We start from the raw sequence: 26,065 nt of genomic DNA on the forward strand, positions 1-26,065 counted from the left end.
TATTTGTTAAAAATTTTGCTATTGATTTGACAGCAGATTTTTTTACTTATACTGTACTGTGATATTGAAAATATATAACATATTTTTTGTTAACTAGGAAAATTATGCTATATGCAGTAAATAATTACAAGTATGCTATCGATAGATTATGTGCTGTTACGATTTTAACTTGATAATTCTGCTATTTTCCAATCAGTAATTTACTGCTGTATAAAGTAGCTAAAAAAAAAGAGAGCATTATGTGTGACCATAATACTCTCTTTTTTATACTTAATTTCTACTTATTATTTTCTTTTTTTTACGCGGAACATACTTGGATACCAATCCCACATAGTAACGTCTTTGCCGTCCATTACACAACTAGAAACAAAGTTATCATGTTCAACAGACAACTCTGTAATCTTTAGTTCTGTTAGAGATTTGATTTCGCCGGCATCTACTTTAGCGTTTAGATTTTTATCTTGCCAAACACTTAGGGTCGCTATTTCAGAACCATTTAGTAGACCATTTTCGTCAGCATCTAAAGATTTCAATTTTTCGTAACCGTTGATAAATCCATCACAGTCACCGAATAATTGAGCGCCATTTACAGGCTTAGAAGGATCATACTGAATTAGAAGACCATCGTTTTTACCAACCCACTCTGTTAGGTCAACAAAACCGTCACCATTGATATCAAATTCAACAATTCTACCATCTTTGTATACGTGTGGTAGGTGTACACCACTAGAAGCTTCTAGTTTGCCATCGCCATCGATATCGATAACTATAGGACTTGTAAATACTGTGTCTACAATATCATATTGTTTATCGTTGATGAAGATACTTACACTTTTGTGTTGGCCAGGGCTACCACCAAATGATCTGCTGTTGAAACCGCGACTGTCACCACTGATACTACTTACATCACTAACAATTGTTGTAACGCTTGTTGGATCTGCTTGGTTGTCTCTGTTATCAACACCAACTAGACGACCATCTAGACCAATATCAAACTGAGTAGCAGTGAAAGTATTTTCTGTATCAAAATCAGCTAGTTGATTTTTATTGTTTTTATTGAACTCTAAACCATCAATGTTGTTTAGAGTTGTATTTCCATCGGCAAAAAGATCAGTTTTTGGTTCTAGTGAATCTTGAACTGCAACTTCTGCTGATGATGGAAAAATATCTAAGAAAAATTGTAAATCACTTGCCAATTGAGTGTTAGGAAAACGATCTTTCAATTGTGTAATTATTGATACGATTGAAGATGTTCCACGATCGAAATTAGCACCAGGTAAGCTTAAAGGACTTAGTATGTCAAAGCTAATGCTGTTTACACCTGCTTGTGTTGGTGATTTGAAACTTGTGTCAAGCGCACCATCAAAATCAGGAGTTGTGTTTATACTAGTACTTTGATCGTTTTGAGCATCCGTCAAACCTTCTATTTCGCTAATAGTAGATTCTCTTACTAGTTTGAAATCGTTTAGGAATTGTTCTTTGGTAAAATTTAGTCTATCAATAATGTTTTGGCCAGTAGGAATGTTTGTAGATGTTACTACTGCGTTTTCATTATTTGTTTCAAGTTGGACAGAATTATCAGGAAGAACATTTTCTTCAAGATTGTTTGTGTTGATGTTTGCTGTACCTAGTTCTTTTTTAGCAGCACCTTCTAGGTCTCTGAAAAATTCGCCGTGAAGAACACTTACTTGATCGTAGTAAGCATCGATTAGACTGCCTGGAGCATCTTCTAGTGCTGTACTGTTCTCAGTTACGAACTTACTGACATCTGCGTTTATATCATTAATAAATGAAGTAACTTCTGCTAGTACTTGTGGTACTAGTTTTTCAGCAATTGCAATTTGCTTTTCATTTCTCAGGATACGAGATTCATCTGTATCTTTACTAGAAACAGGTAAGTCAAATGCCGCTGCAAATTCATCTATTCTGGTTAATGTTTGTTCAGAAAGTCTTTCGTTTGCATTATCGTCAAACGCAACTTCTTGATCGTTAGAACCAAACTTGTCATAATCAGCTGCAACATCTTTGATAAGCTCAGCCAAAGTTTCAGGCTGTGGTACTGGTGCCGGAGCAGGTTGTGATATCGGAATGTTTGGTTGTGGTTGTTGCTGTTTTACTTGGTTTTGTGCTTGAGCTGAACTAATAGCTCTAACACCACAGCACCAAGCCGAAGCAGTCATTGTAAAAACCATTAACATTATTATGCAATTTTTAATCATATAAAGTTCCTTTCAGGAAAGAACAATTTACAAATGCAAAAATCTAATATCTTTGCATATTTTTATATACTTTAACAAAAGTAAAGCATTTCTATAGTAGAATATTAAAACAAAGATTCTCCAGAGAATGCAAGAAAAAAAAATAAAACTTAAAATTATTACGTTAAGTTTTACGAAAACGAGTATTTAGTTAAAATTATAGCGATATTAAAATACTACCACAAGTGTTTAGGCGTCCCGTAGTGATGTTTAGAGCATTATCCATTAACTATTAGTAACATCGCAATCGCCACCTTCATCGTAACTCTGACCGAATATTCTAGGCGTTTGGTATAAGATTTGTGGTTATTTATTTCGATTACGGCTGTGGCTAGGTCGCGTGTTTTCAAACTAAAAAATTTTAACTGATGACATTTTCTAAAGTGAAAAATAAAAAATTATTCTGGTAGTAACATCTTAAGTGTTCTTACGTATTATGTCGCGTAACTAGTCGCTTGGAATATAGATATAGCAAATAAGGATAAAACAATACTGAAAATATGCAATTGACAAGAGGAAAGGTAGTCATTATACTAAAATATAATACTCGGAGCGTGATGACCTTTTATTTTAAGGTTGACATACCTAAAAATAAACTCACTTTGTACAACAATATTCTTTATATGGTGAAGGTAAAAAAAAATAAAAGCGAGCGAGTCAAAATATAGAGTAGAAAATCAATATCCTGAATAATTTTAATAACAGGATAAAGGGCGTAGTAGTGTTCCCAAAGAGGTTATCCTCTTAAAGCAATTATTTATGAAATACAAAATTTTTGTGAACTACAATGCTCTGGTACAAAATATTATGATATATAATAAACATTTACATGTAAAAAAAATTGTTTTTAGGGGTGTTTTGTTTTGCTATTAAATAAAAAACATTTCAAAGCGTTTACTCTAATTGAACTACTGGTAGTTATTTCTATTATTGTGATGATAGCAGCGGCTGTTTTACCTACGACACTTGATTTTATGAAAAAAAGTCGATTAAAAGGTGCTGCTTCTATGATCAAGATGGCATGTTTACAAGCTAGATCACAGGCTATATCACAACGTGAGCGTCAATTTGTTGTTGTTTATACTCAGGCAAATGCAGAAGTGAATACGAGAATTACGGTTACTGCTGACGCTTTTGACGGAGTTCCTGGGGCAGAAAACCAACAGGCACGCGTAAACACAATTCAGATTTTTGATTCGAATGAAAATAACCCTAATCGTGAATTTGAAAGTAGGACGCAAGCAGAAGAATTTCCAGAATTTATTTCGATACAGAGTTTAGGTGGCGATGAGAACTTTGGTGATTCGTTGGTTTTGGAATTTTCTCCTACAGGTAGTATTAGAGTACGCTCTGGTTTTGCAGGTGATCTTCCAACACCAGGTACTCAGGCTTTTACAAATAACGAAGCTGACATTGTTATACAACAAGACAATGGAGAACATATAGCTTTAGTTGATATTATAAGAAATACTGGACAAGTTCGTTCTACAATCCGTACTCCATAATAAGAGGTATATTATGCGTAGAAGACAACAAAAAGGTTTTACATTAATAGAATTACTCGTTGCTGTATCTTTGATGATTATTCTTATGGGTGCAATTGTCCTTATTTTTAGCCGCTCAACACAACTTTTCAATCTCTCTGAAGCTAATATGAATATTTTTCAAAATGCGCGCGTTGCTTTTGATCTAATGTCAAAAGAACTGGCAAGTTCTCGTGGTAATTTGCAAATTAATCCAGTAACAAGTCTAGCGCAAGAACAAGAGTTACTCTCTTTTCGTTCGATCGTTACTTTTGAAGGTGACAGTGGCCCTGAAACAGGTGTTGCAAATGTAAGCTATCGTGTCATTCCTTTGGAAGGTAGTGAAAATAGACGTTGGATTTTATTACGCAATTTCGTAGTGCCAGCTGTTGGTGATCCAAACTTACTCGATCCTAGCGTTGAGCCTGATCTTGCCAATGCACGTGCGAATGAAAGTGATGTATTATGCCAATTTATTGGAGCTCCAAGAGATGGGGCTGCCCCAGGCATAAGTTTTGCTTTTGCAAGTTATTTTGACGATACCAGTGCTGCTAACGAGGATCGTTGGGAAATACTAACAGCTAATAATGGAAATGTAGATGCAGTTAGAATAAGTATGGACGTTACTGATGAACAAAGTCGAATTACACGAACAGTAGGACGTGTTTTTTGGGTCGCAAACGCAAATAATTAGGAGGACTACAATGAGGCAAAAATCAACATCGGGATTTACCCTTATCGAAATATTGATTTCTTTAGGTATTTTGGTGTTTGGAGTTGTAGGAATTTTGACGTTATTCCCTGCTGGAATAAAATCGACTAAAAAAGCGGCAGAGGAAACATATGCGGCTTTTATCGCTGACTCGGTATATGCTGCACTACGCGCTTCTGCTTCTCAAATGGCACCTGGTGATAATTTGATATATTTTCACGATGGTATTAATGATACAAGTAGGTTAAATGAATTTGTATTACCACTAGTAAACAAATCTATTGGTATACCTTCTATTGATGATGTACCTACAACAGGTCCCGTCGTGGTTGATATAGATACAAGAACAGGTGGTGATCAAGATAACTATGCTCCGCTTTTACAAGGAGGCGCAACAGGAAATTTTGCTTTTCTTGGTCAAAACGATAACGGTTTTAATGTTAGTATTAGCGATGAAGATGAAGCTGGAACATTGGGACAATTTTCTTATAACATTCAGATTTCGTATCCCGATGATAACGGGCAACCGCAGCAAAATCCAAAAGGGCTTTTTGACGTGATGATCCGCATTCGGCGTGGTGAACGTTTGATTAAGCGATTTCCATCGAAGATTTTTCTACCGACAAATAACGATAATTAACTAATGCTAGTGAATTGTATACACAATTCACTAGCACACTTCAGTTGTTCATCATTGTTTGCGCAGGTATTTTCCATAATGGAAGTGCTTGTTGCTCTGCTTGCATGTGTTTTTCTATGTAATTGAAGTACCAAATTGGTAGGCTAACAGTTGTGACGATCAAAAAAATCATCCACGCCACGCGCAGCGGTGTATGAGTTAGTCTATAAAAAGTATATTCTACAACGAAAGTTAGTTTTTCAACAAACGAAGTATTGTCATTGTGTAAAATTTTTTGTAGATTTTTTGCAAAATTCTTACTAGGATTAATACGTGTCATTTGTACGATGGATGTAATTTCTTGGTACTTTTTGTACTCTATCTTACAGTTAGAACACTCTTCGATGTGTATCCTAAAACTATTTGTGCTGTTTTTCTCACAAATAAAATCAACCATCTTTTCTCTAAACTCTCTACATTTCATGGCAATTCTCCTCTCAAAATCCTATACTATATTATAGGATATGTGTGTGCTTTTTTCAATACAAAGGACAATAAAAATGTCTAATATGAATTTACCTGTACTACCAGATGGTTATGAGTATGTACAAGAACTTGGACGTGGAGCGCAAGGTTGTGTATGGTTAATTCGCAATAATAATACTGGCGGCCGTCACGAAGCGTGTAAAGTAGTCACTTCTATTTCCCCCAAGGAGTTATCCCGGTTTAAACGCGAAATCCAATTACTTGCTACTTTAAATCATCCTAATATTATTACTATTTTTTACGCAAATCAAAAAGAGAAGTTTTTTATTATGGAATATGTTTCTGGAGGCAATCTTTACAATTATTGTCGTCAAAAAGTTCTCAATTTGAAGCAACGTATTCAGTTATTTTCATCTATAACTGAAGGACTTTCTTTTGCTCACAACAAAGGACTTATACACAGAGATTTAAAGCCAGAAAATATTGTAATGTCAGATGACGGAATTGCTAAGATTACTGATTTTGGAATTGCGCGGTTATCCGATAGTAGCTCTCAGACGATGAATATCACATCGGGAACTCCTTCTTATATGGCTCCAGAATTATGGTCGCAAAGTCCACCAGATCAACGTTCAGATATCTGGTCTTTGGGAATTATTTTGTACGAAATGTTAACTGGTAAATGTCCATTCAAAGGAACAGTTCAAGAAATCTGTTACATGGTAACTCAGGGCAATTTAAAAGCGCCTCATGTTGTTAGCTCTTTGCCACCACTAGGTCAAAAAATGTCCGTGATTTGTATGAAGGCTTTAAAGCAAGATCCTATCAAGCGCTATCAAAATTGCGAAGAGTTACTGGCTGATATCAAAAATGCTACGGAAAAAGGCGAAGATGAGTTACAAACATCCATTGGATTGTCGACAGATTTAGCCTTTAAAGATGATGATGACGATGATGATGCAATGTTAGAAGATCCCGATTTTTCATCACTAACCGATGATATTGAGGAAGATATTCCTGTTTTGTCTGAGCCTCTGAAAAAAGATGTTTCTGTTACAAAATCAGCACTTGTACCAAAAGTAAAACCAATGTCAATTGCTCCTGTAAAAAATACTGGTTCTCTTGATTTTGAAGACGATGAAGATGAATTACTTGATGAAAATTCAAACTCTCCTCAAGATTCACCAGAGAACAAGCCTATTTCAAAGCCAAGTATTTTTGATCAGTATAAATACCCAATAGTTGGAGCGGCTGTTTTTTTTGTTATGGTATTAGCTCTATTTTTAATAATGCCTGCAAGTCTTTCAACACTTCAAGAACAGTTACTTTCTAACGATATTGAGGAACAGAAAGTAGCTTTTGTGGAGTTAAAGACTCGGGGAGAAGAAGCTGTAGAGTCTTTGGTTTATGGTCTTAACAGCTCACAAGTAAAAATGCGTAAAGATATTATTGAGCATATTAGTCAATATCCAGAAAGTGCTTCTTACTACCTTAGTGAGGTTATTGAAGATTTTTCTAAAATTTTTAATCACCAAGCCAAAATATATGCTGTAAGAGCGCTAGGGAATCTTAAGGTTGATTCTGAGATTTCTTTACAGAATCTCGTTATTAGTGCGTCAACGCCTGAAGATTTACGCCAAGAAGCGATTAAAAGCCTTGTTAAATTAAAGCCTAATATCTATAAAAGAAAATATCATTTCATGGGAGGACTGTGGTTAAGTACACGTGATTTGAGGAAGCAAGGTTATATTCGAACAGAGCAAGGTTGGGTTTTAGTCAGTAAAATGTTTGGTGATTTGCAGTCAAACATATCTAAAGCTTCTTTAAAGTACAAAGGCTTAATGCAAACCGAACAAAAAGTCTTTGATGATCTTGCAAAAGGAAAACATCTTTATCTTGAAGATTTTATCTCAGAGTGGGACAAATTATTTTCTGATTATAAAAACATTGTTATTGAATTTGATGTTCTTACTGAATCTGTTGAGGATAGCCTTGATATTGAGAAAGAATACGGTAAGATTATCAAGGATGCACTCATGACTTTACATTTGGGTATGGTAGAGTGTGCAGATAACTTTATTTCGGTAAACGCTACAGGTTTGGCAATTAAAATATTGAAGAAAGAACTAGAGAATATTTCGTTAGTTATGTCTTGGAAAAGAATTTCTTTTCCGATTGAAAAAGCTCGAGCGCTTAAAACTAAACATGGCGATTTGGTAAAAGAAAATACATTGTTTGTTTACACAAAGTTTAATTTTTTTGGAGATTACGACACTAGTTCATTTCAAGACCGAATTATTGAGATAATGGACAGAGCTATTCTAAAAGAAGATCTGTACCCTAGATTTTCTTCTAAATCTCCGAAAATAGATAAACCAAAACATTGGATTATTTGTGAATATCGCGAAACAAATATAGGTAGTTATCATGGAAACCGCGATAAAAAACGTAAGGATATTCGTCGTTTGCGTGCTTCATGTAATTTTAGTTATTGGGTTGATTCAAACAAAGTCAAGAACTGGCAACAGGTTATTTCGTCAAATATTTATTTAGAACTAGCAAATAAAGTTGACGATGAGCAAAAAGAAATATGTAATATGGTAAGAAATGACTTCAAAGAGAAATTGACAAGTTGGAAGCCTAAAGAATTTAATCAACAAGTAATAAAATCAGATAGCAATACGGTTGAAAAAGTAAAAGGCTCTACCATTTATTCGCAGACGGCTCTTGACATTATATACACAAAAGACAAACGCAAAATCAAGGGACTTATTAAAAAAGAAAATTCGAAGGAAATTTTGTTTACGGTAGTAAAAATTTCTAAAGGCTCAACGTCATTTGTTGAGGTGAAAATTCGGAAAAGTAAAATTGCTAAGATTAAGCGCATACCAGACGAAGTACGAGAAACTAGACTACAGGATATAAAAAATCTAAGTCAGCAAAAACTTATTGATCGCAAAAAAATAGATCTTGTTCCCTTAGAAAAAGTACCTTGGGAATTTGGAAAAGGCACAGGTCTTGTTTACACAGGTAAATTTTTTACATTGTATTGTAATACTCCTGAGAACTTTACTCGCGAAATTGCATTTCGTACAGAGAGTATATTTGAAGCTTACCAGCGATTTTTTCCCGTTACTCGTAATAGTGATAAAAAAATAAAAATATATATATTCAATTCTACAGCAGAGTACCAGAAGGCTATTGGTCGTGCTTTTGCTAATCCAGCTTTTTACTCACCTACTAAAAATCATATCATGGCTAGTTGTGATTTAGCTGCTTACGAGAGTTCTCTAGCAAAAACCAAAAAACACAATGATAAAATTTTCGCGCTTCTTGCTAAAAATGAAAGAATTATCGCTAAACATCGAAATCGAATTACGCGTCAAAAACGTACGCTTCATAATCAACTAGATAAAAAATTGGCACGCGGGCAAATCAAACAGCGCGATTATGATGTTGCATATCGTAATATTGGAAATCAGATTGATAAAATTAATCGGCAAATAAATGCTCTTCTAAAAGAACAAAGAAAACATAGAGCAGAAGGACGATATATTGCATCCAAAAATAGAAAATTAATACCAAAATATATTGATCAAATGATTGAAATGATGTATCACGAAGCGTTTCACGCTTTTATGAAAAACTTCCTTTTCACTGAAGAACAAACTATGTATGTGCCTCGCTGGTTAAATGAAGGGCTTGCCCAGTATTTTGAATCGTCTTTTTTCTCTGGAAACAGACTTATTATAGGAGAAATGGATAAAGGTCGTTTGAGTTTTTTGAAAAAATTTACGAAACGTAAAAACGCTGTTCCTGTGAAAGATTTGCTTGTCGCTGGTTATAAGGATTTTATTGTAACCTCCAGTGATAATTTAGAAAATTCAAACTTGCATTATATTCAGTCGTGGGCAACGGTACACTTTGTTACTACATTGTTTGATTTACGAAAAGGCGATGTGTTTGGTAGTTATATAAGAAATATTTGGAGTGGTAAAGATCAAATAGAAGCATTTGAAGAATTGGTAGGAATGCCTGTTGATGAATTTGAAAAGAAATGGCTGGCATTTTTTCAAGAATAAATGATTTAGCTAGAAACAATCTCAAATAGCTCAATCGGAGAAGATACACTAAAAAACTACGCGTGGTGGTGGAAGCGGTTTTGTACCGTCCCACTACTACGCGTAGTTTTACAACTGCTTTGAGTATCTAAAGTTGGCGATGAGCTTCATCAATCGCGTCATACATAATGTAACTTTGTGCTACAAAATATACCGTTTCAACGAAAGTTTCACCATCTAAGTGTTTTTTTACTTCTGCCATAATAAGTTCTGCGGCTCTCTTTACCGGAATATTTAAGCTAGAACTTCCAATAAGTGGTAGAGCTATAGATTTGAATTTTTTTTCTTTAATGAGAATGAAAGCTTCGCGAATCGCCTTCATTAAAAATTCTTCTTCTCCATCATTGTGGTCTTCTCCAAGATTATGGACAATGGCGTGAATGATGCTTTGTGCGGGCAATTGTCCAGCTGTAGTAAGAACAGCTTGTCCTTTCATGAGTTGTTCGAAACTGTTGCACTCATTTTGGATATCATCTCCCCCATATTCCAATAACAAAGATGAAATTGCTTCGCACATTTCCAACTCGGTATTTGCATGACAAATGATAGCATCTACTTCCATTTTCCATATATCGTTTTGTAGAATAACTATTTTTTCTTTCACCTCTTAATCCCTTTTTAAACATTCCATGTCGGACATTTCGTTTACATTTGATGCTCCACTAGTGAATAGAGCAACTATAAATTCTTTTTTCCACTGTTGAATTGTTCTAGCAACAGCCTCGCTAGATTTTAGAGCAGGATCCAAAAATGGTTTTGCTGCTGTAGCGTATGAAGCGCCCATCGTTAATGATTTTGCTACATCCAAGCCACTGCGAATTCCTCCTCCTGCAATAAGAGTTATATCCTGAAGTTTTGAGCATATTTTTAGAGCATGATCAGTAGGAATTCCTTCTGCTCTAAAAGTGTGGCCTAAATTGCGTGAATCTGGCAGACGGTAACCTTCTATCCAAGCCCATGAACATCCTCCCATTCCAGAGACGTCAATATATTTTACACCGATGTCTCTAAGTCTTTTTGCAGTATTGTAATCAATGCCGTGACCTACTTCTTTTGCAAAAACAGGGACATTGAGTTGCGAAATTACTTTTTCTAGTTTGGGAATAAGATTTTCAAAATTAGTGTCACCCTCTGGTTGAATAGCTTCTTGAAGATGATTGATGTGGACAAAAAGGGCATCGGCCTGAACCCCATCAATTATTTTTTTGAGTTCCTGCGCAGTAAAGCCATAGTTTAGTTGCACAATGCCAATATTGGCAAATAGCGGAACATCTGGGCAGTGTTCTCTAACTTGAAATGTTTTTAACATTTCTGGGTAGCGAATAATTACGCGCATAGAACCTAGTCCTAGGGCCACTTTTTCTTGTTGTGCAGCGATGGCTAAGTTTTTGTTGATTTGTTCGCCTTTTTCCAAACCACCTGTCATTGAAGATATTATAAAAGGAAAAGACAATGTTTTGTTGAGTAGTGTTGTGGAAGGATCGATTTTTCCCATGTCGATTTCAGGTAATGCGCAGTAAGGTAAGTAATATTTATCAAATGAGCTACTTATAGGTTCTGTGTTTTCGTTTAATACGATATCTATGTGATCTTGTTTTCTGTTACTTAAATTACTCATAATATTTTGAATCTCAAACGAGAAAAGTGGCAAAGTAGTTACTTTGCCACTTAAAGGAATGTCAAATAAAATAGGCGACAGACTAAAAATTTCGTAAAGCTAGGCTTAAAAAATAGAGTTGATCTCTAAGAATTTTTTCAAACTTGCTTGGGTTAAACTGAATCCTTTGTCTTGGAGACTTTCTTCTAGTTGTAAACCAAGATCCTCAAAATCTTTCCAACGGCTAGCAGGATTTGCCCCTAAACATCTAAGTACTAATCCATCGACTATATCTGTAGCCTTAGAGTTTATGCGACTTGGAAAAACAATTTCATTTGATTGGTTATTGATTTGTTCTGCCGTGTACGGCTTTTGATTTGTGAGTAATTCATAAAACAAGACACCTAGAGAGAATATGTCTCCTGATTTTGATGGAATTCCAGATTGTTTTACTTCTGGAGCCATGTGTGTGAATCCATGTGAAAATGCAGGATTCTCTTGGTGGCGAACTAAGTTACTTGCTTTTGATACGCCAAGGCCAACAAGTTTTATGTCTAAATCTTTACTAATAATAACGTTCTCAGGTGTTATTTCTCCGTGGATAATTTCTATTTCTCCACCATTGCTATCTAGTTTTCTATTTGCGTATGCTAGGGCTCTACAAATGTTGTAAACAATAAGTGACGCAAGGTGCGGTGGAAGTAAACGAGTGTTTTGTCTTAACTTATCTAGCATTGTCGCTAAATTAACCCCATCAACATGCTCCATTACTACAAAATAGTAATTATTTAGGGCGACAAGTTTGTGAACTTGTGCAATATTTTGATGAGTAATGAGTGATGCTTTTCGTATTTCGTTAGTAAGAATTTCTAAATAGGATTGCTTTGAAAAATGAGTTTTTAAATATTTTAGTGCCACAGGTTTGTGGAAGCCACATGCACTGATTTCTTCGCCGCGGTATAATTTTCCCATATGACCTTCAGCAATTTTATCAGCAATTTTATAAGTAATTTCGTACTTGAATACTTTTGTGTCTTGTTGTGTGCCTGTTTGGGTAAAGTGAGAGTCAGCTGTTACGGTCGGTTCTATTGCTATAGGTGCAGGTGTACTCATTGCAGGCACTTGTGGTGGAGCTGCTGGTTCATCACCAGATAGAAAACTAAGGTCCTGTTCCTCTCCTGAATCAATAGTGAAACTTGCATTTGTTAAGTCTTCAACGCTATGTTCTATTTTTGGTTGCGGAGAAGATAAACCTTGGATTGGAGATTCATCAAGGGATATTGTCGCACCATACATTTCACTTGGCTGTTCTTCTTGTTTACGATTTTGTAAAGGAGAACCTGTCATTTGAATTGTGGCACCATAAGGGTCTTCTGCACTTTGGTTACTCTTTTGTTTATTGCGGTTTTGCAGAGGAGAACCCGTCATTTGAATTGTGGCACCGTAAGGATCTTCAGTATTTTGATTATCACTTGGTTTATTGCGGTTTTGTAGAGGAGAACCAGTCATCTGGATTGTAGCACCGTAAAGGTCTTCAGTATTTTTGTTTTGTAAAGGAGATTGGTTACCGTGTATTGTTGGAGCATATATGTTGTTAGAAGGCTGCGTAAAGTCTGTGTTTGATGTTTGTATTGTTGCTCCAAAAGGATCTTCTTCATTATTAGCAAATCTTTGATCTGATAGTTGTTCTAATTGTTGAGCTGCGACTTGTACGTTGTTGCAAAACACTTTGTCATCATTGAAACCTGCATAACGAAAAATACCTTGCAAAGAAGCTTGTACGTTTAACAATTTTAAATCACCGCCGCGATTTCGGGCGCTGTGAACATTCTCTAGGAAATTTTTTAATACGGGAGCACTAATATGTTCGACACCTTGCATGTTGCAGATTATCTTACTTTGGTTTAAGTTAAAAACACTGTTGAAGGTGTCTTGCACGAGGCTAATAGTATTTTCGTCTATATGCCCTTCTAATGTGATTAATTTGATGTTATTTGGGATATCTTGTGTATTGATTTTCATGGTAGATTAGATAGTAGTACTATCTATCTCCTTTCTCAAGAACAACAACATGATTTAAAAGAATTTATTTTAGTATATATTTTTTGTGTTTCATAAGCAAGTGCAAAGTATAATCGTTTTAAGCATTTGCACTGAATTATTCAAGATTTTATAATACAAGCATTGATTATGAAAATGAACAATAAACGGCTTGATAAGTATTCAATTTATTTTGATTTCATTATTTCATTTTTTTTGCTGCTTATTGTATAGCATTTGATGTAAAGTGCGTATGGAGATTTCTTGAGAGTTTTTGTTTTCCTTGAGTATGTGGTGGCTGTAACTTGTAACAAGAGGTACCATTCGCCAATTTTGTTGTAAAGACCAAGCTGTGACTTGAAAGAGAATATCTTTAAGGATTTCTTGTTCGTGTCCTTTTGGGGATTTTTCATGTTTCTTTTTGGCGCCGTAGTGAATGGAATTTTTTAAGGTATCAACTATTTTTTTTATAGGAGCTATCGTTCCAGTTGCATAAAATTCAAGCCATAACATACTAACCTGTACAGGGTTTGAAATGTCAGTATACGGATCAAAAAGAGGTATTTTGGTTTTAGAAATGATTTGGCGTTCGGATTCATCGCAAAGAGCTAGCACTTTATCGGTTTTATTGATTGCATTGTACAGCGTGGCAATTTTTATTTTTTCTGCTGTTGTGTAAGAAGAAAAATTGCGTAAGGCTAAGTCAATTAAATGTTCGTTTTTGGTAAAAACGGTGCTAAAAAAATGTAAAATATGATAGCTGAATTGTTTGTTTTTGTCGACAGGAACAAAGTGGGTTAAAAAAGCTTGAATAGCTTGATTAGGTGCTGGATTTTTATAGTAGTTATGCATCCACTGAGAATATTCTTGTAGAGATCCAGGATAATTACCACGTTGCCACTTCATTAGTTCAATTTCAAAAGTTCTTTTTAGTTTTTTCTTATTGATGTAATCAATGCATAGAACCTGAAATTTATACTTGCCAGTAGGGTCGTTTTCGTTAAAAGATATTGATTCTATGCTTTCCGAAATTTGCTTTTTTCCTGTACCACTGTTACTTAAGCCTGTCAGTTTATTCTTGCTAAAGCGCTCTGTCCCATCTGGTTTAGTACACTTTATCCAGAATTTTACATCAGCATTATTGTCTTTAGTGCCGTAGTTAGAAAATAGTACACATAATCTAAATTTTTGTCCCGGAACCACTTTTTTTACTGCTGGTATGGCAAAAGCATCTTTATTGACAGACTTGTGCCAACAATCAAAAGAAGGATCGATAACTGTTGGAATGACTTTCGCATTAAATTTTTGTTGTGCAAAGAGAACGCTTAAAGAAATAAGCACACTAAAAAAGATAAATTTGTTCATTATTTAAATCCTCAAAAAAATTTATAAAGTTACTTGTAAGGGGTGTCCCAAAAAATAATTTACCATTTTACATGATCTTTTATTTATCAGCTTCGTTATTTATCACTTACAGAACTAGACTATGCGCGTTCAAAATGCCTAGCTGATGAATAAAATCTCTATGTAAAATTTGGTATATTATTTTTTGGGACACCCCTAATGCTTTTTTATTGCAAGGTTATGTTATGATTATTCGAGTGTTATTGATGAGAAGCAAACATTATTATTTTATTCTGTTTGATATATTTGCGGTAACTGTTCGTAACTAACCTCTATAGATTTAATGAGAGGTGTGTCTTTCCACACTTCGCGGCTGAAAGCACCATTTTTGTAAATAAAATAGACGCGCATTTCAAATAAATCCCCAGTAACATCGATAGTGTTCGCTTTTTTAGTATCATTAAATTCATAGATTTGTCCCGGAACATTTTGTGGTTCTTTTGTCCAGTTTGGTTTTCCGTCTATACGGACAAGAAACTTGACCGCTGTAAAATTTTTTGATGGTAGCTCTACTTCCCACTTTATGTTTTTCCACAGAGCATTGTGTGCTGTTTTAGCAGCCTCGAAAAAAGCTGTATCGTTATCGTTGTTACTTATAGTACTTCGATCCCAGTAGCGAGAAGGCATCCAGTGAACTAATTTATCCGCAGAATGACTTTCCTGAGTAGATCCAAAAGCTCCACGTCCATTGTTACCTCTTATTGTTTCAGGCAATAGAAAACTGTTACCTTGTTTATTGCTGTAACTTATAATTTCATTTCCACTACGAATGTAGCCACTACTAGGAAAATCACTTGCGTTACCAACTTCGATGGTATTTGCTGAGTTAAAGCCATTTGTAAGAGAAGATATTGGTAGGAAAAAAACTGGATAAATGAAGGTGTTTGCATCGTTGTTTGTAGCTTTGGAGTTAAGAAAACCACGCTCTACGTTTTGCAATTCGTTGTTGATAATAGAAGAATAAGCTATGTACTCGTTTCCTACTTTTAATATTCCTCCATCATCTGCTAAAGCCGTTTGATTATCTATGGCGATATTTTGTTCTGTATTATCGGTAGGCTGAGAGAATGACAGAGCAAATTTTTGACGTGCTTGAATAACTTGTAGTTCATCAATAATAATACCGGACTGCCCAATGGTAAATTCGCTATTTTCGCTAGGGAGTTCTCCAGAGGGAAATTTTAATATACGTGTTTTTTGCCCTTGCGGTTCATAAATACGTGATACATCCTCGGTAAATGCTATAAAATCTCCTTGGCTCCAGTTTACTTCGAGTTGGTCTTGTTGTGAAAAATCATTGTTGTCAACAAGAGTGACTGTATCGAATCTTCCCAATTGTCCATTTCGCAATCGAAATACAGGTAAAACTTTTGTATTTCGAAAATGAGATGCACTTGCTGTTTGTGCAACTTTTCGGTAATTGGGGTCATATTGTTGTGTTGAAATTAATTGATTTATAGCAGCTCCTGGAGGATTAAAAATAAAAATATCTTGGTCCACTTTAGCTGAATATTGTAACCACTCGTTGTCTATTTGAATAGCACCAACGTCAGGATATTCGCTATTGTCAGCCACAGATATTGATATGGGTACTACAAAAGCTCCTGTTTCAAATTCAGCGCTACTAGTACCAAGTTGTGCTCTGACGCAATTTTTTAGGCTTTTACGATCACTACGTAAATAACGTATTTTTTCTTGGACTCTTGTTACTGGATCTACAAGTAGTGCAAAGCCTGCTGGTGGAAAATCCTTCGTGGTTTCTAACTTGATTGTTCCTTCGGAAAGACTTACTTGAGCAGTTGTTATTGTAAAAAGATCTGCTTTTCCTATTGCTGAAGTTAGAGTGGTTGCTGGAAAAACTCTATCGCGCAAAGCGACACTATAACCAAGAGGAACTACTGCTACTCCTTGAATGTGTTCACTTGCAATTGAACCTCGTGCACCACGAGCAAGTTGATTTCTTTCAAAACCAGAATATGATTTTCGAACAATTAAATTTCTACCTGAGATTCTTTCGTATTCAATAATTTCGTTACCGATTTTTACTGCACCTGCGTTTGTAAGGCCGCGTGTCGAAGAGACGGGGATAACAGTAGCAAGACTATCTATTTTTTTCGTTGTTCGTATATCTAGTTTTGTGCCATCGAAATCATAACTAAATTCTCCTACAGGACGACCATCTATCCACAAAGCAAGACCGCCATGTTCTGTGCTGTACCAAGTGGCCATTAAATGTGTCCACGTTCCACTCTGTGGAATAGGGGCGGTAATTTCACAGCAACTATTTTCCTCTGCGCCATCAAAGACTTGTAGGATGAGATTACCACCTTCAATAAAACAAGAGATGCGGTTTTGTGTTTGTTGACGATCTCCCATATTGAATATTTCTGTGCGTCGCGCAGCTTGTTGGATTTTAAACCACAGAGAAATACATCCAGGGCGTACTTCTAGTCCCGATGTGCGCAAGTTGGCTTTTTGTACGCCTGTTACTCCTTCGTAAGTATTGTCAAATGTATTTTTTTGTACAAGTTGTGATCCTTGAGGAGCTCGATAATCGCTTGTGAAAGTGTCCAGTGAAATTCCTGTCGTTTTCCCTAGTGTCTTTTGCGGGAATTTAGTAAACATATCTACAAAAACAGGATGGCTTGTAACGCGCGTAGCGGTACGGTTGTTTAAGTAGTCTTGGAAATCTTTTTGGGTGTTTAATTTCCAATAGATGGTTTCTGAAGGAATCGTTGACACAAGTGTTTTTTGCATATGCTGTGCAAGTGGAATACCTGAAGAGTTGTTTATTACAGCTGTAGATGTAAGAGTATAGGTATCATTACTTTTGAAAATAATAGGTGCCAAAACAGGAAAGGGCTGGCGATAATTTGTTGAGCTTGGTCGTATATTAATACCGTGAAAACGATTGCGTAAACCGTTGGTACTGATTGCTGCAGATAGAATTCTGCGGATTTTTTTCTTAGAAAAGAATGGTTGCTGATTTATATCTAGTTGTTGGGCGAATTTTTCGCGAAGATCATTTAGGAGATTTTGAAAACCTTCTAAAGAGCTAAAAGAACCACCACTTGCGCGAATTTTGAGAATTTCATTAACAAGTGTTGAGGCTTCTGCGGCACCAATCCAACCGCCACCTACCCGTAACCCTTTGAATATAGCAAATAGAACTCTTGGAGCAGCAGAATTTATATTGATGGCCGCTGGAGGTTTGACGGATAATCGAAATGTGCCACCCCGTTCTTTTAATTTGCGATCTATTTGAATGCGCGTAGAACTACTACTTAAAATCATCGCTAGTTGTTTATTGTTATTGCTTTCTATCTTTACAATCATCCCAGGAATATAGAACAAGGCATTGTCAACGGTAAAAATATCTGGGCTGCTAGGGTCAGTGTTTGCAACTAGCTCAGCTGGTTGTTCGTTGATCCAGTTACTGTTACTTACTGTTGTTGAATGAACAGTAAGTGTTGAATACAGTGCATCAAATATTTGCGGAGAAATAGCGAAGTCACCTCCAACGTTGGCAATGGTTTTAACTTCTTCAATGGTATGAAAAAATCCAAAAGTCATTTGGTGACTGATAATGCGATAGGCGTGAGCATCAATGATAAGTGTTCCACGTCTAATACCGCGTGGAGCTATGAAATTTGGCTTTTCTTGAAATATACCGCGTTCACAACCAAAAAAGTGCGTTTTATCTTTATGGCTATAACTTATCAGTTCACCGTTCACCCACAGAAACCCATTTTTTTGTGGAAATCGCGAAGTTGAGTCGACAGAGATTGTTGTATGACTGTCAGTTGCTTGCTCTTGTGTGATTGCAGAAGCTATAAGGTTTCCAAGTAGCCACGGTGTTGCAGAGTGTAAATTGACCTTACCTTGTTCGTCTTGTACATCGACGGACCAAATTTCTCCATATGGGTTGTTGGTGTCTATTCTTGGAAGATCTATTTTTATTTCTTGTTCTTGAGGAGCATCAGAGAAAGGAGTTGCATTTTCGTCGCGTTCTTTCATGTCGTGGCTTTTGGATAGTTGTGCTATAGCATAGTTGATCGCTCCTTTCGTGGCCATTTTGGCTTGGACCTTAGCTAAGGTATTTTGCGAAGCTCTTTTTTCTACGGCCATAGAAGAGGCAAATGGAATTGCAATAATAACTAACATGCTCAAAGCCACAACTGCGAGTATCAGTGCAGCACCTTTTTGGCGAATTTTATTCGTTGGCATATTTTAACCACAACCTTTCTAGTGTTGAGAAGTTCGGAATACTATATGTTTCTTTTAGGGCTATTTTTATATCTGATTTTGCTTTTTTGGTGAATTGTAGCAATTTGGCGTTACCGCCACGTTTTAATAAAAATTCAACTATGGATAAACTCTGTGAGTAAAATATCGAGGCTTTTTCTTGGGAAGAAGGATACTCATTCATATTTAGTAACTGTGCTACAGGAAATACACTTCCTCTTTTTAGCGCGCGTTTTAAAGTAAATCTACGACTATTAGTGCGAAAACTTGCTTCGTTTGTCATGGCAACACCTTCGTTTAACCATAGAGGCAATTGAACCCGGTATTTCAAAAACCACGGCAACATTACATGAGTTAACTCATGAGGTATTATGTTTGAAAGTAGCAGTGGAGCACTTGCGTAGAGATGAATTTTATGTTGGAACAGGCGTCCTTGTTGGTATGCCATTTGCGAGACTCCGTCCGACCATTGTGGTAGACCTGTATTTTTCATGTACTCTTTACGCGAAGGAAATATGTATACGTCGCAGCGCATAGGCCAATTATTATTTGTATCTTTTGGTGCTAGTTTTTTGAAAATAACGCTCCAGTGAAATTCTAAAGTAGACGCTATTTTCTGAGCTAGTTCTTTGTTTTGATAATAAATATTAAAGTGCGCAGTGGTTGATTTTATCCAGTCTTTTGTGGGAATAGAATCTTGTGGTACAAAAAAGGGCTGTAATGTTTGGCGATTAACCACTTGTTGAGCTCGTAAGCGCTCTTGCTCAAGAGATGTAAATTTTCCATCCCACTCTCTATTTTGGCGATTTTTGGTGGCGCTGTTGTAGTATTCAAAGGCAGTTTTGTAGTCTTTTAGCTTTTCTAGACAAGTTGCTGTTAGAAAAAGGGCTGGAGAATAGTCAGGGCGATGTTTGAGAATTTCTCTGAGTTCTACAATCGCACTGTTCCAGTTGCTTTTGAGAATATATTCTTTTCCAATAAACTGCGTTTTACTATACAACCATGGCTGTTCAATATAAGGATATATTTTTGGGTATTGTTGCAGAGCTAGTTCGTAGTATTTTAGCGCTTCTGTAAATTTTTGGGTTTTGAACAAGTCGTTTGCTATCTGTGAAGCACAGTGTGATACCATTTGTGCTGATGTAGTTTGTAAATCTGGGTTTAGCTCAATTGCTTTTTCGTACTCTTTAAGTGCCTCTTTGTAGTTTTTTGATTGTAAAAATTTCTCGGCTCTCTTTTGAATTTCCAAAGCTTTGTGTTGTATTTGTGATATTTTTCCTTTGTAAGAAGAAATATCAATTTGCGGATTTATTTTTTGGGCCTTGGTAAATAACTGAAGTGCTTTTTTGGGATTGCGCTGCGTATATTTGCGACCTAACTGGAAATATAGGTCAGCTAGAGCGTCTTTTAGCTTTTGTTTTTTGGGGTATTTACGAATAGCTCTTTTTAAATGTGATATGGCTTGATAGTCCGCGCCTAAAAAAATCAAGCGATTACTTTGAGCGATGACTGTTCGTTCAAAGCTTTCGCGGGCTATTTTGCGAATATCTTTGCGAGCAATAAAAATTTTGCCGAAAGCCATTTTAACAGTGACCCCGCTTTTATCTTTCTGTATAACTTGTCCTGTTACCTGATTGCCATTTTTCAAGTAAACTGTGTCAGCATAAGTGTTATGCAGCAAAATACTCACGATTGTGAGAATAAAAAAATAGCGCATAAAGTATTCCTCAAAGAGAGCCAAGAAATAGGAGCTAGTCTAGGCTAAAGTGACTAGCTCGTTGTGTTGGTTTTAAGTGAATCTACTTAGTTAACGTTTTACAGAACTTTGCAACGACGCTTTTTCAATTTTGCGATATATAATTTCGTTGTGTTTAAAAAAGTATACAATGCGTTGGTGTAATCCATTTGTGGTGTCTTCGCCAAAATATATTTCAGGTATTTTTTGTTTTTTTTGGGTATCTTTTACAATTTGGCAAAATTCAGCAAAGGGAATTTCTTTGCCCATAAACATAATTTTATTCGCTGTTGTTTGAAAATAAATGGTTTTAGGCTTTAGTTTCTTGAAATGTTCATCGTCCGTTTGCTCTTTATTTTGTCCTGTTCCCAAGCCACCATCCCCTGTGAAATCAAGAGAAGACAGATATAATAAAGCGCCATTAAATAAACAAAATATAGCTGCAAGAGCAGCTACAGGTTTATGAGGTCTAATTGGTTCATCAGACATAAAGTTTCCTTTAGCAAAACTAATGTAACACTGACTAAGGCGTATTGAAACGCCCGATATTTTTTACGGTAATTTGTCGCCCACCCATACTTGCCGAACAAAAGAATAGTGCTTGTTTTTTTGATCAATTAAAATGCCTTTTATTGTCCACATTCCTTGTGTCGGGAAATATATAGTGCTTTTTTGTTGTCCTGACTTCCAGCTTGTCCAGAAAGCTGTTTTTCTTAGGTGTTTATCATTGTATTTGTTTGTTTGTGGAGGATCTTTAGGTAGTTTTTCCATTTGTGGATCAATCTCTTTGTCAAGTTGTTCAAGTAGGTCGAGCAATATATTTTGGGACTGTAGAGTGATAAACAATACGCCATGTTCTATTTTATAAGTTAGGGAACGTGTGATAAAGAAATAGCTTAACAAGGAAAAAGCGTTTTCGCCACTAGGAAGCCCTGCAATTGTAAAAGTTTTTTCTGGATATTTTTGGTACACCTGAGGATCTACTTCTATATAAACATTAGCTTGCTCTTCTATTTTCTCTACAAGTTCTTGAAATGTCATTGTTGATGCTAAACCTCCTATATATGTATATTTTAATCGCTCTTTAGGAGATAAGTATTCTTTGTTGGTGTTTGTCGTCATTGTGCTAATAGATTTGAGTAGTAAATTTTTTGCTAGTTGATTTTGTGGGTCCCATTTTAGAATTTGTTGACATAAGTATACAGCAGATGCGTATTGTTTTTTTGAAGTAGCAACGACTGCCAGTGCATAGTCTGCTTTTATTTTACTACGTACCCATTTCTTATATAAAAATGGCAAATTACGAGCATCACTTAGATTCTGGGTTGTTTTGACATTAGGTAATTGTTCATTTGTGTTGCTGCCGCTTGTTGCCCATAACAAATATTTATAATTTGAGTTTTCAAAATTTACGCCTACTTGTATTTTTTGTTGTGCGTGTATTTCTGAAGGCAAAGAGATATTTATTGAGTTATTTACATAAAACTCAAAAGTATTTTCTAGTTTTCCTGGAGAAAATACTTGTGCTTGCCATCGGCCATTTCCTTTGATAGCAAAGTCTTTCCACATACCCGTTTCTTGAGGTGGTTGTACATGATATAGGCTATTACTGCCTTGTAAAATATACAAAGAACTGTTGTTGTTTTTTGGCACGAGTATTTTTGCTGAATTATTTTTGAATGTCGTTTGCTGGGGAAAAGCTTCTTCGGCAACCATTGTCTCATTATCAATATATATTGTTTTTGTTACTCCACAGCTTTTAATATTATAGCTTCCCTGTTTTTCAAGTTGTAGATAGCAAGTAGCAACGCCGTTGTTGCTGATTTGTATTTGACGATCAATTATCTCATTTTGTTTGTAAATATCTATTTTAACTTCGGACTCGTTAGTACCATAAACGTTTACAGTAATGATATCGCCAGATTTGTATGCGTGTTTATCAGTGGTTATTTGTGGATGATATTTTTCTGTTGAAGTTTGATCTGCGACTATTATTTCTTCTTCTATATTTTCAATTTGAACTATGAATTTTCCTGAAGAGATGTTGTTTGGTAGAGTTAATGTTGTGCTTGGTTGAGGAGAAATTTCGCGGCGGATAATTTCGTTACCATGAACAGAGATCACTCTTGCAATTGTTTTTGGTGACAGTGGATGTTTCCAAGCAATGTGAATTGTTTCGCCTGGCGCATATACTTTTTTATCTAGCCATAGGTGAATACCATGGTTACGTTTTTGAGGATTGTCAATTATAGCTACTTGCGATTTTTGCCATGCGACAATCCATGGTGAATAGCTTGTAAGAATAGCTACACCAGAAGTGTTTGTTCTTTTTTGTAAAGAGTTACCATTTTCATCTTCATAAAAAAGAGGAACGTTACCAACTCCTATACCTTGTGGGTTAGTAATCCAAACTAACGTGCGATTATCATATTTACGAACAGTAGTTGTAAAGGTGTTAGCTGTTACGACTAAATAAGCAGCTTGAGGACCAATACGCGTTTCCAGTAAATACATCCCTGGTTTTGCCAACGATCCTAATGTAATTTGCCTATTTATCCATCCGGGAGAAGTATCTATCTCGTATGTTTCGTGTATATCTACCACATCAAAACTAGCGGTTGTTTGTATTTGATTTTTTTTCTGATAAGAAATAAGATCTTGGCGATTTTTTTTTATAAGCGCATCGCTGAGGCTTGCTAAAATTGTATCGGAAATAATTGGGTTTTTTGCACTTGTCACCTCGTCAATAAAAACAATAGGTGTTTGTACATAGTATACTATTGTCTGCACTGTATCTTTTGTTCGTGTATGAAGATCAAAAGTATATTTTTCACCTGGTGAGATATGAGTGCTTCCCGATATATAAAACTGTGATGGTAGACGCTCTTCTAAAATGCTTTTATTAGGTTTTGTTTGTAATACGGATCTTTTTTTTAGTGGTGTTTTCTCGTTATTGTTTGAAGTAGCGATATTTGTAGAAAGGGTATTTTTAGGTTGCTTTGTTGTATCGCATCCACAAAAAACAATAAATATTATCAATACGAATAGTCGTTTCATAAAATCTCCTTATTTACCTGCTTTTTGAAGTTCCGACATTAGTTTGCTGACTTCATGATTTAGTTGTGGGTGCAACTTACTCAATTTTTTTAATTTTCGAAAAATAATAGGGTTTTTGTTGTTTCTTTTTAAACTACTTTCCATAAATTTTAACTGAGTGCGGAGGAGTTGTCCTTTAAAGCGACCAACGTTGCTAGCCATTTTATGCGCACGTTTAAAAAAAACGTCGATAATTTTTTGACGATCTTTGCTAGTTGGACGTTCATTATTTTTAAAAGATGTGCGTTTTTTTTCTACTGTTTTTTCTATATTGGTTTGAAAATCATGTACTATATTTTTAATTTTTTCTTTGAATCGTTCTCTTTGTTGTGACGGACCTTTAAGGCTATCAATTTTTTGGACTATTTCTAAAAATATCTTATTTACATTTTCACGGCCTTCTTGGGCAATTTTTGTGAGTTGTTTTCTCGATTTTGCGCGAGTCACATTTCGCTCTACGCTTTCTAAAATTTTTAGGAGTTGAATTTCAAATTCTTTGAATATTATATTGATCGTATTTTCTATACTTTTAAAATTTGCTGAGTACTCATCTGCTCGTTGACGAAGTATTTGTAAGTGCTTATCAAGAGCGTCTTGTATTTCGATTTCTAAAGACAAAAATAGTGGTAATTTAGCTAGCTGATTTTTGGCATTTTTTGCATAAAAACGCAACTTATATTCGTTATCTTTGATTGCTCTTTTAAACAGAGGAGGAGGAATCAGTTTTATTTGCATCGGAGTTATTACTGTAGACTCTAGTTGTTTATTTACTTCGAGAAGAAAAGCCTTTTTACTAAGAATGATATTTTGCAGATTTTTTATAACCTCAGCATAAGGAGTATATCCGTATTGGCTTAAAAATATTTCTATTTTATTTAAAGCAACATCGGTTTTTTGATCAACAACTGTGCTGACTGTATCATGGTACTTTTGTACGGCATCTCCGTATAGCAAAGAGTGTGGGTGTCCAAAACTTTGATCATAAATATGAGAATATAGGAAGGTCTGTTTTTTCCATACACCATGTACTACAACAAAAGCGACTAAAATTGCAAAAATTATTTCACAACAAGGTAATATAAATCCACTTGTTTTCTTTTTTCGTGAAGTTGCTATTTGATGTGAAGTTTCGGGTTTTATTGCGTGCATAGTTTGAACAGAATTATTTGCTAATGGTGTAGGCGTAATAGCACTGATCTGTGAATTTGTATCGGTAATAGTTTTAGCACTAGTTATTACTTGTTCGTTTGGTAAAATGCTTGTTGACGAGCTACTATTGACAACAATGTCTGATATTGTTCCTGTAGAACTAAAGCTCTTGGTAGGAGGAAAATTAGTTGCTTTTGATACATTGATTTCGAGCTTTGTTGCTTTGTATTTGTAGTCTTGAGCAAATTGATTAATTAAGTTGTTTATTTGTTCTAACAGTGTTTCTGCGTTTTGTTGTCTATCTTCTGGTTTGCGCTGCATCATGGTCAATACAAACTTGTTAATTTCAGCTGGTATGTCTTTGCGATACTCAGACATTAGTGGCGGATCTTTTTGTAAACGTGATATAACAATAACAAGAGAGCTTTCTCCTTCAAAAGGAAGATGTCCTGTAAGCATATAGTACATCACAATCCCAAGGGAGTAGATATCGCTTCTGCAATCGACAGCTTTGCCCTCGCATTGTTCAGGAGAAATATAGTAAGGCGTGCCTAATACTTGTCCTGTTGCAGTGAGGTTGTTGTCGCTCTCTGTTACTTTCACTAGACCAAAATCTGCTATTTTTAAAGTACCTTTTTTATTAATAAGTACATTGTCCGGTTTTATATCGCGATGGACGATATTTTCTAAGTGGGCATCATGAAGCCCACTAGCAATTTGTTTTAAAAAATGCAGCGCTAATGGAATTTCCAGAGGAATATTTCTTTTTAGGTATTTCGCTAGACTTTCTCCTTCTATGTACTCCATTTGGATATAGTAAAAGCCTTTTTCCTCTCCTACTTGCATTACGCGTACAATATTGTTGCTATCTAATTTTGCTGCTGCGCGTGCTTCTAATATAAATCTTTCTACTAGTTCTGGCGAAGATGTCATTGTCGAGTTTAATAGTTTCAAAGCAATTGGTATGTCGAGATTTAAGTGGTGCGCTAAAAATACATAACCCATACCACCTTTACCTAGAAGAGTATTAATACGGCACCCACCTAGTACTTGACCGATTAAATCTACTTGCTGCATTTT

Annotated in this window: 15 protein-coding genes; 4 read left to right on the forward strand and 11 right to left on the reverse strand. The window is 35.6% G+C overall.

All coding sequences use genetic code 11. From position 1 onward, the window contains the following. Positions 1-284 precede the first annotated feature (284 nt). Positions 285-2,219 (reverse strand): hypothetical protein, encoded by a 1,935-nt coding sequence (locus tag UABHE_RS16915; RefSeq protein WP_372371514.1) that lies wholly within the window; start codon positions 2,217-2,219, stop codon positions 285-287. A gap of 902 nt (positions 2,220-3,121) precedes the next feature. Here UABHE_RS16915 and UABHE_RS16920 point away from each other — a divergent pair. Genes UABHE_RS16920 through UABHE_RS16930 form a run of 3 tightly spaced genes read left to right on the forward strand, consistent with a single transcriptional unit; the run spans position 3,122 to position 5,133 of the window. Continuing rightward, complete coding sequence (locus UABHE_RS16920; protein ID WP_372371515.1) at positions 3,122-3,763, forward strand: Tfp pilus assembly protein FimT/FimU; 642 nt, start codon at positions 3,122-3,124, stop codon at positions 3,761-3,763. Positions 3,764-3,776: 13 nt separating this feature from the next. Next, positions 3,777-4,475 carry a PilW family protein gene (locus UABHE_RS16925; RefSeq protein WP_372371517.1) on the forward strand — a complete coding sequence of 233 codons (699 nt, stop codon included), beginning with the start codon at positions 3,777-3,779 and terminating at the stop codon, positions 4,473-4,475. Positions 4,476-4,485: 10 nt separating this feature from the next. Further along, positions 4,486-5,133 carry a prepilin-type N-terminal cleavage/methylation domain-containing protein gene (locus UABHE_RS16930; RefSeq protein WP_372371519.1) on the forward strand — a complete coding sequence of 216 codons (648 nt, stop codon included), beginning with the start codon at positions 4,486-4,488 and terminating at the stop codon, positions 5,131-5,133. Between the two features lie 40 nt (positions 5,134-5,173). On the opposite strand, the gene UABHE_RS16935 is transcribed toward UABHE_RS16930, so the two are convergent. Further along, complete coding sequence (locus UABHE_RS16935; RefSeq protein ID WP_372371521.1) at positions 5,174-5,596, reverse strand: hypothetical protein; 423 nt, start codon at positions 5,594-5,596, stop codon at positions 5,174-5,176. A gap of 76 nt (positions 5,597-5,672) precedes the next feature. Here UABHE_RS16935 and UABHE_RS16940 point away from each other — a divergent pair, with 76 nt between their 5' ends. After that, complete coding sequence (locus UABHE_RS16940) at positions 5,673-9,680, forward strand: protein kinase (protein WP_372371522.1); 4,008 nt, start codon at positions 5,673-5,675, stop codon at positions 9,678-9,680. A gap of 127 nt (positions 9,681-9,807) precedes the next feature. On the opposite strand, the gene UABHE_RS16945 is transcribed toward UABHE_RS16940, so the two are convergent. The 9 genes from UABHE_RS16945 to UABHE_RS16985 form a co-directional block, all read right to left on the reverse strand. Further along, positions 9,808-10,323, reverse strand: a complete 516-nt coding sequence (locus UABHE_RS16945; RefSeq protein ID WP_372371523.1) for a macro domain-containing protein — start codon at positions 10,321-10,323, stop codon at positions 9,808-9,810. Positions 10,324-10,326: 3 nt separating this feature from the next. Then, positions 10,327-11,337, reverse strand: coding sequence for a type 2 isopentenyl-diphosphate Delta-isomerase (gene fni, locus UABHE_RS16950; RefSeq protein WP_372371524.1), 1,011 nt, complete (start codon positions 11,335-11,337; stop codon positions 10,327-10,329). A 105-nt stretch (positions 11,338-11,442) separates the two neighbouring features. After that, positions 11,443-13,338 (reverse strand): protein kinase, encoded by a 1,896-nt coding sequence (locus tag UABHE_RS16955; RefSeq protein WP_372371526.1) that lies wholly within the window; start codon positions 13,336-13,338, stop codon positions 11,443-11,445. Between the two features lie 225 nt (positions 13,339-13,563). Beyond that, entirely contained in the window at positions 13,564-14,721 is a 1,158-nt protein-coding gene (locus tag UABHE_RS16960) for a hypothetical protein (RefSeq protein WP_372371528.1), read from the reverse strand. A 267-nt stretch (positions 14,722-14,988) separates the two neighbouring features. Beyond that, a complete protein-coding gene (locus tag UABHE_RS16965; protein WP_372371529.1) occupies positions 14,989-18,987 on the reverse strand; it encodes a LamG-like jellyroll fold domain-containing protein in 3,999 nt (1,332 codons plus the stop codon). Then, positions 18,974-20,722 (reverse strand): tetratricopeptide repeat protein, encoded by a 1,749-nt coding sequence (locus UABHE_RS16970; RefSeq protein WP_372371531.1) that lies wholly within the window; start codon positions 20,720-20,722, stop codon positions 18,974-18,976. The genes UABHE_RS16965 and UABHE_RS16970 overlap by 14 nt, the downstream gene beginning before the upstream one ends. Positions 20,723-20,812: 90 nt before the next feature. Then, on the reverse strand, positions 20,813-21,229 hold the full coding sequence (locus UABHE_RS16975; RefSeq protein WP_372371532.1) for a hypothetical protein: 417 nt from the start codon (positions 21,227-21,229) through the stop codon (positions 20,813-20,815). Between the two features lie 63 nt (positions 21,230-21,292). Then, a complete protein-coding gene (locus UABHE_RS16980) occupies positions 21,293-23,797 on the reverse strand; it encodes a hypothetical protein (protein ID WP_372371533.1) in 2,505 nt (834 codons plus the stop codon). A 9-nt stretch (positions 23,798-23,806) separates the two neighbouring features. Continuing rightward, positions 23,807-26,062, reverse strand: a complete 2,256-nt coding sequence (locus UABHE_RS16985; protein WP_372371535.1) for a protein kinase — start codon at positions 26,060-26,062, stop codon at positions 23,807-23,809. Positions 26,063-26,065: the final 3 nt, after the last annotated feature.

Source organism: Candidatus Uabimicrobium helgolandensis, assembly GCF_041508025.1.
Lineage (GTDB): Bacteria > Planctomycetota > Uabimicrobiia > Uabimicrobiales > Uabimicrobiaceae > Uabimicrobium > Uabimicrobium helgolandensis.

Excerpts from the sequence above, each read along its gene's own strand:
- UABHE_RS16915 (WP_372371514.1), bottom strand. The coding sequence starts at position 2,219 with ATGATTAAAAATTGCATAATAATGTTAATGGTTTTTACAATGACTGCT.
- UABHE_RS16925 (WP_372371517.1), top strand. The coding sequence starts at position 3,777 with ATGCGTAGAAGACAACAAAAAGGTTTTACATTAATAGAATTACTCGTT.
- UABHE_RS16930 (WP_372371519.1), top strand. The coding sequence starts at position 4,486 with ATGAGGCAAAAATCAACATCGGGATTTACCCTTATCGAAATATTGATT.
- UABHE_RS16935 (WP_372371521.1), bottom strand. The coding sequence starts at position 5,596 with ATGAAATGTAGAGAGTTTAGAGAAAAGATGGTTGATTTTATTTGTGAG.
- UABHE_RS16940 (WP_372371522.1), top strand. The coding sequence starts at position 5,673 with ATGTCTAATATGAATTTACCTGTACTACCAGATGGTTATGAGTATGTA.
- fni (WP_372371524.1), bottom strand. The coding sequence starts at position 11,337 with ATGAGTAATTTAAGTAACAGAAAACAAGATCACATAGATATCGTATTA.
- UABHE_RS16955 (WP_372371526.1), bottom strand. The coding sequence starts at position 13,338 with ATGAAAATCAATACACAAGATATCCCAAATAACATCAAATTAATCACA.
- UABHE_RS16960 (WP_372371528.1), bottom strand. The coding sequence starts at position 14,721 with ATGAACAAATTTATCTTTTTTAGTGTGCTTATTTCTTTAAGCGTTCTC.
- UABHE_RS16965 (WP_372371529.1), bottom strand. The coding sequence starts at position 18,987 with ATGCCAACGAATAAAATTCGCCAAAAAGGTGCTGCACTGATACTCGCA.
- UABHE_RS16970 (WP_372371531.1), bottom strand. The coding sequence starts at position 20,722 with ATGCGCTATTTTTTTATTCTCACAATCGTGAGTATTTTGCTGCATAAC.
- UABHE_RS16975 (WP_372371532.1), bottom strand. The coding sequence starts at position 21,229 with ATGTCTGATGAACCAATTAGACCTCATAAACCTGTAGCTGCTCTTGCA.
- UABHE_RS16980 (WP_372371533.1), bottom strand. The coding sequence starts at position 23,797 with ATGAAACGACTATTCGTATTGATAATATTTATTGTTTTTTGTGGATGC.
- UABHE_RS16985 (WP_372371535.1), bottom strand. The coding sequence starts at position 26,062 with ATGCAGCAAGTAGATTTAATCGGTCAAGTACTAGGTGGGTGCCGTATT.